An 11764-nucleotide genomic window follows, 5' to 3' on the forward strand; every position below is an offset into this window, starting at 1 on the left:
GACAGCATCAGCAGGCTGTTATAGAGCGCAAGCGACGAACCTGTCTGCGCCAGACTATCCAGTCCGCCGGCCGTCGCATATTGATTGCGGGTCTGGGCCACAGTTGTGAAGAGGGCAGGGGAGGGCTGTTCAGGACCAACCGGCTTGGGACAGCCGGTCTTCAAGCAGATTTTCAGGTCTGCCGCTGTGTTACCATAGGCAAGGCTCATATCGAGAAAGGCTGAGTTCGACACAACGCCTGCGAATTCACCACTGATACCGCCATCCGCCGTCAGGATATGATAGAGTTGGCCGTTCTGATAACTGGTTTCTGGATCGATGGTCGTGACCAAGACATTACTGCCGGAAACGGTGGCAGTCCCTGACACATCAACGCGATCGGAGGCGCCATTGCTGGCAATTTCGATTTCAAGCGCTGAGCCAGGTCCGAGCGTCAGATTGCCATTGACGGTCAATGTGCCAATGGAATTGCCGGGTGATAGCATCCCGTCTGCTAGAATGGTCGCGTTTCCGACCGCGCCGTGTCCGCCAAGCGTCGCGCCTGAACCGACATCGATCTCGCCGCCAATGATCGCAGAACTATTGGCGCTCTCGCCGATGATCATCACACCGCCTCGCACCAAGGCTGCTCCGGTGAAAGCAGAATTGTCGCCATTAAGGACCAGTGTGCCCGTTGTTTCCTTGATAAGCGATCCGCTCTGCTGATTATCAAGGATTCCCGAGAACCTTCCGCTGTCGATAACAAGCGCACTGCTACCCCATGCAACAGCGCCTCCCAGCCCAAGCGCCCCATCCTGCAAATTACGGATTGTTCCGCCAGACGTTGAAAAATCGAGCGTTGCTCCGGATGCAACGCGCGTTTCTGCAGCCGATGCGGTATAGGCTCCAAGTGCGTTGGTGTTATCTCTCAGTCGCCCGTTTGCAACGGTGATGATTGCCGTTGGACTGATATTGAGGGGAACGGCGTCCATAACCACGGTGCCGGCCGCATCATTTGCTCCAATGACCAGATTTCCCATAAGCGAGAAATACTGGCCGGGTCCGTTTGTCAGCGTGAGCGTCTTGCCGGTGTCCGCACTGATTGTGCTCGTCGTTCCTGCATTCATAAACAGGCTGTTTGATATCGTGCCGTCCGTGGCGGAATGTAGCCTTCCCCCGTTGAGGGTGATCAGACCCGTCCCCAGCGCATCAACGACGCCGCTACCGTCCGCATGATTGGCAACGAGCGTTCCTGCCGAAATGGTCGTGCCGCCGGTGTAATTGTTGCTGCCCGACAATGTCAGCGTACCAGAGCCAGACTTGGCAAGGGTTCCCGACCCGTTAATTCTGCCTGAATAGGTTGTATCGAGCATCTGATTGATCGTTAAGTCGGCGCTGCCCAGGGAACCCCAGCCGCCGCTACCGCTGAGCGACGACATCGTCAGATCAAAACCGCCTAAGATAAGCGCGCCGCCATTCACGGTATAGGCGGTGTTGTTGACGAAAGCCCTGCGGCGCCGGCAAAAAGATTCCCGTCCTCGACACGGGTCCCACCCGTGAAGGAATTCCGAGCGAACAAACCGACTGTGCCAGGTCCTTCCTTGATGAGCGCTCCCGGTCCTGTGATCGAGGAGCTAGACGATACATAGGAATCAGCTTCGGACGTGTTGAAAACAGTATTGGACGCCAGCTCAATGGATACGGTTGGAGCAAAATCCATCCTGGCACCGTTCGCAACATTGATCGCGGCGTTTCCGTTGGCTGCGGCAAAGGTTAGTGCGCCGGTGTAAAAAATGTACCCAGAACTAATGCCAGGAGTTAGCCAGGATAGATTCAATTCTCCTATGGTCCGGTGACCGTTCAGGGCAACGCTGAATCCCCAATCCCCGACGCCATTGAAAGTTGCAACGTCTCCAACACCATTCGGAATTGTCCCTTCCTGCCAAAAAACGACAGAATCCCAAAATCCGGCCCCACCGACCCAGGTTTCTGCCTTGACTGGAAGCGGTAACGTTAGCGTAGAGACGAAGACAGCGGATGAGAGCCATAACAGATGCCGCTGCCACTGCGAGACCTGTGGGCGCGAAAGTTTGGTTCTTGAATTCTGCTGCCCCATGATCGCCCCCGATTTGCTGTCCCCACAGCGATGGGGCAAGATTACCTCTTCGCGATTAGCTCTGCAATAAGCCGACTTCAATACGACACATGCCGTATTTTTCGGGAGGGTCGAATGGTTTTACGGGTCAGCTCAGTAGCCGCGACGCGCGTCCGCTGCGCCGCTTGGCGTCGTTGTAATAGTCAGATGCCTGCTGCACGGAGCGATGACGCGATTGTTCCATCGCTTCGGGGAGGGGATTGCCGGTCGCAGCCATCGACCAAGCTTCGAGATAGGCTAGATCCGAGGTCAGGGCGCGCAGCGTGTTTTCGCCCATGCCTTCATTGACCAGATGGCGCAGTGTCTCGACATCTTCATCCGTCAGAATCCCGGCCAGCATGTCGCGGCGGTTCATCGGCAGGACAGCGGCGATTGTATCGAGCTGTTCCGCCCGGATCTGGACATTAGAAGGCAAGCGCTCTGGTCTGGTCATTGCGCGATGCTTCTCGATTTAAAAACTTGCGGAAAACCCGGAGAATCCGTATATTACGGAAAACGGAGGTTGATCATGACATCCACAGTAACAGCCGCAGCGATTTCCAAGAATTTTGGCGCTTACCAGGACGCTGCCGTGCGCGATCCGGTTATTATTACCAAGAACGGTCGCCCGCGCACTGTTCTGCTCGCTTACGAGGATTATCTGCGTTTGATGCGGCGCGAGCGTCGCGTCGAATTGACCGGTATGCTGGCCGAAGACGATCTCGCGGCTGTTGAAGCCGCCTCGATGGAAGCCGGCCTTGAGCATCTCGATCGTGAACTGAACGAAAAATAGCATGATTCCGAGTGAGCCCAAGGTCGGTTGGATTTTCAGATATTCCTATTTGTGGCACTGGCAGTTCGAGCAGGGACGGGAAGAGGGCGACAAGGATCGTCCTGTTCTCGTATTGGCTATCACGACGACACTGGAAGACGGATCGCCGGTTGTCAGGGTTTTGCCCGTCACCCACACGCCACCGCAACGGGCTGACCAGGCGATTGAAATTCCCGCTGCCACCAAACGCCGCCTCGGACTGGACGATGAGCGTTCCTGGATCGTGCTCAGCGAAAGCAATCGCTTTGTCTGGCCGGGACCGGATCTGCGACCTGTCGATGGTGATACCGGCTATTACGGTCCGGTGCCACCGGCGCTGTTTGCCGAGATCCGGCAACGTTTTGTTGCGCTTGCGCGCAGTGCCCGCCACCGACAAACACAGCGCTCGGATTAGGTTCCTGCGCGTCTTTTTCTCCTGTTCAACCGCTGCCTTTTGCCCCGACTTCACCGATTTGCGGCTTCAAATCTATAACCTCCGATAACCTGTACTTATCAGATGTTATTAACCGGTATAGTTAACGTCGCAGTAACGAAAGCAAGAGCTATATTCGGTTTCGTATATCGAAATTTGTGTAACCTATTGAATAGGTTAGCTTGTAGAAAAGTCGTGCTATCCCGCCAGAAAGTCCAATCGGAGCCACCGAAAAGGCCATGCCGAACCAGAACTGCGCTGTGTTCGGGTATCGGTTCGGAATCTCATGCAGGCCTGTCTAATGACAGGCCAAAAGAATAGCACGGTGCGCGTCGAGCGAAATGGCGGCGTGAGCTTGTGAACAGATGATCGCGCCGCCAAGGCCGACCGGCGAGGGGGGAGGCGGGAATTTCCGACGGCGAATGGGCTGCTGCTTCCCTATCTGAAGTCCTCACGGCCTTTGCCGGATCCGGGAACCACTACTGGAATCCGTTGGCTCGTTGTTCGATCAAGCCGCAGTCCCAATGCAAGGGCACGCAGCGCTTCATTGCTTCGTCAGCATCGACACGGTGTTATTTCAGTCGCAGCAAAGCTAGACTGATGGCGTTTAAAGTTCAGGGAGGAATACCGGTGCCGAAATTTCTGGCTGTTTATACGATGAAGCCTGAAGATCTCGCATCCTTTCGACGGTTGCCAAAAGCAGAGCAGGACGCGGTCGATGCGGAAGGATTAGCCCAATGGGCGGCATGGGAACAACGCCATGCCGCGGTCATCCTGGATCGCGGCGGCATGGTGGGGAAGACAACCCGTGTGACAAAACATGCCATAACGGAAGCCACAAATCCTTTCTGCGGTTATCTGGTGGTGGAAGCTGAAACCGCGGAGGCTGCGGCAAAGCTGTTTCAAGACCATCCGCATATCACGGTGTTTCCAGGCGATGGTGTCGATATCATGCCCTTTGTGACGTGATTTTCTGCGTCCATCCGTCGGCTGCCGTGCCTCGTCGCATGTTGCCGAACTGGAACCAATCATGCGGGGCGTTCGGTCTCCGCGGTGCTTTATGTTAGGCTGGCAGGCTCGAAAGACACTTCCATTTGCGAAGACGACGAATGTCACAGCAAGAAGTTCTTGCAGATCGCGGACCTTGGAGCTGCCGAAGCCTGGTATACGAAACTGTTCGGGCGAGGGGCGATCTTCCTGATTGTCGACGACGTTGCCGCCGAAAGGGAACGGTTGCGGGGCGTTGGGATCATGCTGGGTGATGACATCCCGGGCGACTATTCAACGCTGGCGCAAGTGCGCGATCCCGACGGCAACCTGATCACCCTCGCGACGCCGCCGTCACCAAACTATCCGCCCGCGTAAGCAAGCGTCAGCCACTGTAAGGGTGAAAGCGGTCGGACTGCATTGCGCCCCCACAACGGACTTTCAGGCAGAATTTGTTTCTACCCAGAAGCGGTCGCTCAAAACACCCGTAGATTGTAATGTCTCTCTATGGTTATTCTTGACCCATACCGGGTGGGAGGCGCTAGTCATGCATATTGAATTCTTAGAAATCGCCAATTTCAGGAAGTTGTTGTCGACGCGGGTCGACCTTTCGAACACGACCACACTTTTCGTTGGAGCGAACAACAGTGGCAAGACGTCGGCGATGCTTGCGCTACGCCGCTTCCTGTCGCCGCGACGCTGTCCATTCGAGATGCACGATTTCACGTTGTGCCATTGGCCCACAATCATTGCCTTGGGTGAGGCATGGATAGCTGCCCGGAACGCGGAGGAAATCGTCGAGTTAGTCGTTGATCCCTGGGTTGACGCATTGCCGACCTTGGATCTGTGGTTGCACGTCGAAGCGGGGGAGATGCACCACGTTCGTGATTTCATCCCGACCTTGGATTGGGAGGGGGGACAACTTGGTGTCCGGCTACGCTACGAGCCGAAAGACCTCGCGCTCTTGTACAAAGAGTACATGGGCGCGGTGAGCGATGCCGAGACGATGAGGGCGGCAGCCATGGCGGCCGCTGCAGCAGATAGTCTGGACACTGATCCGCCCAAGCTGACGATCTGGCCCGAGAGTCTGATCGATTTCCTGAGCAAGCGTTTGTCGACGCACTTCACTATTCGGGCTTATTCGCTGGATCCGGGTCAGCTTGCCGCTCCTGCAAAATCTCTGGCGCGTCCACAGATCCTTCCTAGCGGATCTCGGCCGATCGAGGGTGACCCGCTGAGCGGTTTGATCCGAGTTCATGACATACCGGCACAGAGGGGCTTCGGTGAGGAACAGCAGGCCTCGGAGGAGGATGCCCCAGTGTCGGCAAGCGGCAGTCGGCTGTCCGACCAGCTCAGAAGCTACTACGCCAAACACCTCGACCCGACCAAGGGCCCTGATCCGAAGGATCTCGGCGCGTTGCAGGCGATAGAAGCCGCCCAGGACGCTTTCGACAAGCGGCTGACCGAGAGTTTCAAGGCGGCGTTCACTGAGGTCGAGGGTATGGGATACCCTGGTGTGACTGATCCGCGTCCGCGCGTCTCGACGCGCTTGAAAGCTATTGACGGTCTCAACCACAATGCGGCGATCAGCTTCGAGGTAGACGTCATTGCCGACGACGGCGCGACGACGCCCGTGTTGCGGTTACCCGAGGCTAATAACGGCCTCGGCTATCAGAACCTGATCTCAATGATATTCCGTTTGATGAGCTTTCGTGACGCCTGGATGCGTGTCGGAAAGGCGTCAACCGGCGTGACAGTGACTACGACCGAACCTCTCCATCTCGTCCTAGTCGAGGAACCGGAAGCCCATTTGCACGCGCAAGTCCAGCAAGTCTTCATCAAGAAGGCTTATGCGGTGCTGCGTGCGCACGAGGACCTTGGCGACAGCCAAAAGCTGCGCACCCAGTTGGTTGTTAGCACCCATTCGAGCCATGTCGCGCACGAGACGTCGTTCTCGTGCCTGCGCTATTTCCGGCGGCTGCCTGCCGGTATGGCCGCGAAAGTGCCGGTATCCACCGTCATAAATCTATCGGAGGTTTTTGGTCCGGGTAGCGAGACCGAGCGGTTCGTGACCCGATATCTTCGGGCACAGCACGCGGATCTGTTTTTCGCCGACGCGGCCATTTTGGTGGAGGGCCCGGCGGAACGCATGCTCGTCCCGAATTTCATCCGAGCGCACTACGACGAACTGAACCAGTGCTACATCACCATACTTGAGATCGGAGGAAGTCACGCGCATCGTCTCAAGCCTTTGATTGATCACCTCGGCTTGCTTACCCTGATCATCACCGACCTGGACACACTGGATAAAACGGGCGGTGCCTCCGTCCAACCCGCGAAAGGCACTGGTCAGAAAACTAATAATGCGACGTTGAAGACATGGGTGCCAAAGCTCGATGACGTCGATGAGCTGATGCTAGCTGATGGCGCGACGAAGACGCTGCATGAAGACGACGATCCGCTATTTGCTGTGCGGGCCGCGTATCAGATCCCAATGGGTCTGACGTCTCCGAATATTATCGGGCCGGAGATTGCATATCCGTATACGTTTGAGGACGCGCTGGCGTTCGACAACCTCAGCTTCTTCGCCGAACTCAATGGGACGGGCCTGGTCCGCAAGTTTCGCGATGCTATCGCTGGTGGTGGCGGGGCGACCGCGATTGGCGGGAAAATGTACCTTGCTCTCAAGAACGGCAAGAAGGCTGAGTTTGCGCTTGACATGATGGAGGTCGAGAATTTCAACACGATCGTCGTGCCGCGCTACATCGCCGAGGGACTTGAATGGCTACTCGCGCAGCTCAAGAAAAAGCAAGTTGAGATCCTGCCTCTGGTTAAAGAGGTGCCGCCCGAGGAGGAGGCCAAGGCTAACCCGCCGGCCGAAGAGCATGCCGTCGCCGAAATCGAGGGGGCCGACGCATGAGCGTAGACGACGACAAATTCGATTCCGAAGCCGATGAAACGATCCTCGCTTGCCTAAACATAGAGAAGCCGAGGAGCTTCTTTCTCTATGCTGGCGCCGGATCGGGCAAGACGCGGTCGCTCGTTGAGGCGATCCGGACTGTGTGTAAGGAGCAGGGCCGACGATTGTCGCTATCCGGTCAGAAGATCGGGGTGATTACCTACACTAATGCCGCCTGCGACGAGATCAAGCAACGGCTCGAGTTTGATCCTCGCGTGGAGGTTTCGACCATTCACGCGTTCGCGTGGTCGCTGATTGCCGGCTACGACGGTGATATTCGAGGGTGGCTGTCGACTCGGCTCCTAGAGGATATCGCAGAACTGGAAGCAGCACAGGCGAAGGGGCGGGCAAACAGCAAAGCCGCATCGGACCGCGCTCGCTCGTTAGAAAGCAAGCGGCGTCGTCGCGAGAACCTCCCCGAAATTACGCGATTTGTTTACAGCCCAACGGGCGACAACCGGACGAGGGACTCTCTGAGCCACGCAGAGGTTATCGCCATGACCGCCGATTTCCTCGGCGCGAAGCCTGGCTTGCGCCGACTTCTGGTCACCCGATTCCCCATCCTCCTGATCGACGAGAGCCAGGATACGAGCCGGAGGCTCATGGACGCGCTGCTCGATGTCGAGGCGGGATACAGCGAAGTCTTTTGCCTGGGGCTCTTCGGCGACACGATGCAGCGCATCTACGCCGACGGTAAGGAGCGTTTAGCGGATGCGATCCCGCAGGCTTGGGCTAGGCCGAGGAAGCGGATGAACCATCGTTGTCCCACACGGGTCATCACGCTCATTAACAAAATTAGGCGAGCGGAGGATGGTGAGGAACAGCAGCCGCGGAGCGATGCGGAGCAGGGCGTTGTTCGGCTTTTCATCGTCTCGCAGGCGATTGCCGACAAGAGCGCGGCCGAGGCATCCGTAGCAGCACGAATGGCGGAGATCACCGGCGACCCGAGTTGGGCGGAGGGAGCCGAAGCGATCAAGACGCTGGCGCTGGAGCACCTGATGTCCGCACGCCGCTTTGGCTTTGAACAGTTCTTCGAGCCTCTTTACGCGGTCGAGCGCATCCGCACGAGCTTTCTGCAAGGGACAGGCGCGGGTATCGGACTTTTCACACGCGAGATATTGCCACTGGTCGTGGCCCTGCGCGCGGGAGATCGGTTTGGCGTTGCGACAGTCGTTCGGCGCTCATCGCCACTCCTCGAGCGCAAAGCGCTTGAAGCTGCCGGCGAGAAGCAGGTCGAGATTCTCAGAAAGGTCAAGGCTGCCAGCGACGGTCTGCTGGCCTTGGTGAATGCGGATGAGAAGCCGACTGCGCGGTCGGTCTTGCGCTATGTCGCCGAAACGAGCCTCTTCACCATCCCCGAGGTGTTAGTCCCGTTTTCCGTCGCCGACGCCATCGTTCAAGACGGTGATGCTGACTTGGCCGGTGACGTCGGGAACCAGGAAGAGGAAGCCGATGTCATAAATGAATTGGGCGGTTGGCGGCTGGCGCTTGAGGCTCCGTTCGACCAAATTGAGCGATATGATCGCTACGTGCGTGGCGTATCGCAGTTCGACACGCACCAAGGGGTAAAAGGTCTGGAGTTTCCAAGGGTAATGGTTGTCGTGAGCGACGATGAAGCGCGTGGCTTCATGTTCGCCTATGACAAGCTTTTCGCGACGAAGGCGAAGAGTAAGGCGGATATCGACAATGAAACGGCCGGGAAGGAGACAAGCATCGATCGGACTCGGCGACTGTTTTATGTGACCTGCAGCCGCGCCGAGCAAAGCCTTGCCGTTGTCTACTACACTGCGGATCCAACGCTGGCATGCGACGCGATGATACGGCAGGAGTGGTTCGAGCCCGGCGAGATAGAAGTGATGCTCTAGGAGCGGCAACTGGCTTTAGGAAGTCGGCTTTGCCACCTGCAAGTTGGTGGGCGGACTGTCCTCTATCGGCCCACACTTTACCTGGGAGCTTCGGCATTCTGAAGCTTCGTCTCCAAGAACAGTGAATCCTCATTGCAAGAGGTCGGGGCGACCAAGGCTGATCGCAATCCCGCTTCACAACGCAATTGGGACGAGTGTTCGCTGAGCTCCGCTTCAGGGCTGTCCAGTTGAGATTTGTGTGAATGGTGCAGTATAGTGATGGTACGCTAGCCGGAGGAGGCAAAATGGCAACGTATTTCCATGACTACTTCAGCGTCAGTCGTGATACGCTGGATGACTATGGGGCGTTCAATGTGTCCATCATCAACGACCTCCCGCTTTTTATAGACCCTTTCCTCCTCTTCCACAGCGCCACCCCTGAATATCAGAAGCTCCACGAGTCCATCCTCCAGTACATCAGGTTTCTGCGTGACCAGGTCCTCGCCGGCCGCGTCAATGCGGATCGGATCAAGGCATGGTTTCACTTTCCAGAGGTGCGTCAGAACTGGATGGGCTTCTCGTTGGTTGGAAACGGCGGCTCGGGACTAGGCCGCGAATTCGCAAGAGCCCTGAGCGAGAATCTCGCGGACCTGTTTGCGGATTTCGGCGCCGAAAAGGTCTCGAAAAGCAGCCACCTTGAGAAAGTATGTCTCGTCCGGGACGGCGTCGGCCGCGACAACATCAGCGACTTCACGACCAACCTAATCATGGACTATCTCTGCAGCTACACCGAAGCCTTCGCGGTCGCCCATATCGACCCCAAGCTGCTCCGGAAGGTCTGGGTGAATAAAGCCGTGTTCAGTTACCGGACCGGGTCATGGGAACGCCGACAGTACACACTTCCATGGCTTGCTCGCGACAACGATTTTGTGCTGCTGACGCCGAAAGATATTCTAACTCGCGAGGAAAACTGGATTAACCGCACCGACATGATCCGGGATTTTGACCAAATTCCTTTGGCCATTCCTGACGCCGAGCTTCGCGGTCAGGTGTTTGCATATTTCGAGCAGGAGCTCGCCCGGCCTGCAGATGGCGAAGTAACGCAGCGCCAGCTCGATGAGGCTGCTGCCAAGACGTTCATCAAATTTCCGCTGCTGGTTGACTACTACATCAGACATAAGGAGCAGACTGGCGAAAAGGCTGTGGACGTAAGCTCGGAACGAGTCAGTGAGACGCGGTTGATCTTCGAGGAGCACGTCCGGGCGATGCAGGAGCTCCTCGCCGCCACGACCGGCTTCTATACCCTACCCGGCGGTACATACGAAGAAACTCACCAGCGGCTGGCCTTCCTAAAGGATGTCATCGAGACCAAGGGAGGCCACCGGATCTTCTGGCACAACGGCAAGGCAATTCAACGCGAGCAGGATCTGCACGTCTTAGCCCGCCTCATTTGGTTCGGCTCCCCGTCGGATGTAGGTGCTGAGGCCAACGATGGTCGAGGCCCGGTTGACTACAAGATCTCGCGCGGCGCTTTTGACAAGACGCTAATTGAGATGAAGCTCGCCAAGAACACCGCCCTACGGCGCAATCTCGAGAAGCAGCTGCCGATTTATCAAGCCGCCAGCAACGCCGAAAGCGGCATCAAGGCGATCATCTATTTTACCCTAGAAGAGAAGATGCGGGTTACGGCAATTCTGAGAGACCTCGGCATTGAGGGTCATCGCGACGTCGTTCTGATTGACGCCAGGATCGACAACAAACCGTCCGCGTCCAAAGCCGCTTGAGGACAGATTGTGATGGAACAGCAGCTTTCCGAATACATGATGAGATTCTCCAAATTCGAGTACTTCCTCATGAGGATGGACCCGGCATTCGTTCAGACGAATGCTGGGCAAAGAGTGGTGGGGGTGCAGTGGGATGCTGTGGCAAGCAAGGTCGAGGCGGCTTTTGCCTGGGCCACTTTTGATTTCGCTTCCAGCGGATTCGACATCTTCAGGAACGAGCCACCGCAGTACCTGACGTTGCGGGGCGACGGTAAACTCGACTGGGACAGCGATGCGCAGCCGATTGAGTCCTGGAGCCGGCTGCTCACCCGATCGTTTGCTCAGCTACGGAACAACATCGCCCACGGCAGCAAGGGGAACCCGCCGCGCCCATTCACGCACGGGCGGACGCCACTTTTTCTGAGCGCGGGCCATGCGATGATGACCTTCCTGACGGAAGGGCTTTTCTCCGGCAGTACTGGGATGAGCCGCTGAACTATCCTTAGCTAAGGGTCTATCGCATCGTGGACATCGGCACTGACACAGAAAGCTGGCACCATGACCACCGCGGCCCCTTTGATGCCGTATGTACCCGCAACCTGTCTGTCCGCTCCCGGCCCCGTTGCTGCCGTTCAAGTTCTGCATAATAAAATTCTGACTGGCAATCAAAGCGAAACTAATTGCCCGCCATCTGCGTCGTCAGGAAACTGGTTGAACATAAAACCTCGTCCGCTCACGGAACTGTTTCAAGGTCGGTTTCGCGAAATTCGTTATCTGTCGCCAGGATGGGCACACGATAGTATTTCGCGCACGCATAATGGATGCAGTCTGCCAGATTGAGACCGCGGCGGCCT

Annotated in this window: 11 protein-coding genes and 1 pseudogene; 8 read left to right on the plus strand and 4 right to left on the minus strand. The window is 57.0% G+C overall.

The genetic code is table 11. The features are described 5' to 3' along the window. The 3 genes and pseudogenes from JAU75_RS23610 to JAU75_RS23620 form a co-directional block, all read right to left on the minus strand. Positions 1-1418 (minus strand): autotransporter-associated beta strand repeat-containing protein (locus JAU75_RS23610; RefSeq protein ID WP_199058917.1); only part of this gene is annotated, 1418 nt, incomplete at its 3' end. A 38-nt stretch (positions 1419-1456) separates the two neighbouring features. Then, positions 1457-2095 (minus strand): hypothetical protein, encoded by a 639-nt coding sequence (locus JAU75_RS23615; protein WP_199058918.1) that lies wholly within the window; start codon positions 2093-2095, stop codon positions 1457-1459. Between the two features lie 229 nt (positions 2096-2324). Further along, positions 2325-2567 (minus strand): annotated as a pseudogene (locus tag JAU75_RS23620) (integrase); the annotation flags it as partial. 75 nt (positions 2568-2642) lie between these two features. Between JAU75_RS23620 and JAU75_RS23625 the strand changes: the two are divergent. From JAU75_RS23625 to JAU75_RS23660, 8 genes are all read left to right on the plus strand, one after another. Further along, a complete protein-coding gene (locus JAU75_RS23625) occupies positions 2643-2906 on the plus strand; it encodes a type II toxin-antitoxin system Phd/YefM family antitoxin (protein ID WP_199058919.1) in 264 nt (87 codons plus the stop codon). Position 2907: 1 nt separating this feature from the next. Continuing rightward, complete coding sequence (locus tag JAU75_RS23630; RefSeq protein ID WP_199058920.1) at positions 2908-3339, plus strand: plasmid maintenance toxin (PemK-like); 432 nt, start codon at positions 2908-2910, stop codon at positions 3337-3339. Between the two features lie 648 nt (positions 3340-3987). Next, positions 3988-4326 carry a hypothetical protein gene (locus JAU75_RS23635; protein ID WP_199058921.1) on the plus strand — a complete coding sequence of 113 codons (339 nt, stop codon included), beginning with the start codon at positions 3988-3990 and terminating at the stop codon, positions 4324-4326. A 159-nt stretch (positions 4327-4485) separates the two neighbouring features. Beyond that, the gene (locus JAU75_RS23640; RefSeq protein WP_247880609.1) at positions 4486-4722 is read left to right on the plus strand and encodes a hypothetical protein; all 237 of its coding nucleotides are present in this window, start codon (positions 4486-4488) and stop codon (positions 4720-4722) included. A 169-nt stretch (positions 4723-4891) separates the two neighbouring features. Next, positions 4892-7264, plus strand: a complete 2373-nt coding sequence (locus JAU75_RS23645) for an AAA family ATPase (protein ID WP_199058922.1) — start codon at positions 4892-4894, stop codon at positions 7262-7264. Further along, on the plus strand, positions 7261-9168 hold the full coding sequence (locus JAU75_RS23650) for a UvrD-helicase domain-containing protein (RefSeq protein ID WP_199058923.1): 1908 nt from the start codon (positions 7261-7263) through the stop codon (positions 9166-9168). Before JAU75_RS23645 ends, JAU75_RS23650 begins: the two co-directional genes overlap by 4 nt. Before the next feature lie 284 nt (positions 9169-9452). After that, positions 9453-10931 (plus strand): hypothetical protein, encoded by a 1479-nt coding sequence (locus JAU75_RS23655; RefSeq protein WP_199058924.1) that lies wholly within the window; start codon positions 9453-9455, stop codon positions 10929-10931. Positions 10932-10943: 12 nt separating this feature from the next. Further along, positions 10944-11405, plus strand: coding sequence for a hypothetical protein (locus JAU75_RS23660; RefSeq protein WP_199058925.1), 462 nt, complete (start codon positions 10944-10946; stop codon positions 11403-11405). Positions 11406-11643: 238 nt separating this feature from the next. Here JAU75_RS23660 and JAU75_RS23665 read toward each other — a convergent pair. Then, the coding region (locus JAU75_RS23665; RefSeq protein ID WP_199058350.1) for a type II toxin-antitoxin system VapC family toxin at positions 11644-11764 on the minus strand (121 nt) is incomplete at its 5' end.

The organism is Ochrobactrum sp. Q0168 (assembly GCF_016427605.1).
In the GTDB taxonomy this organism is placed as follows: Bacteria; Pseudomonadota; Alphaproteobacteria; order Rhizobiales; family Rhizobiaceae; genus Brucella.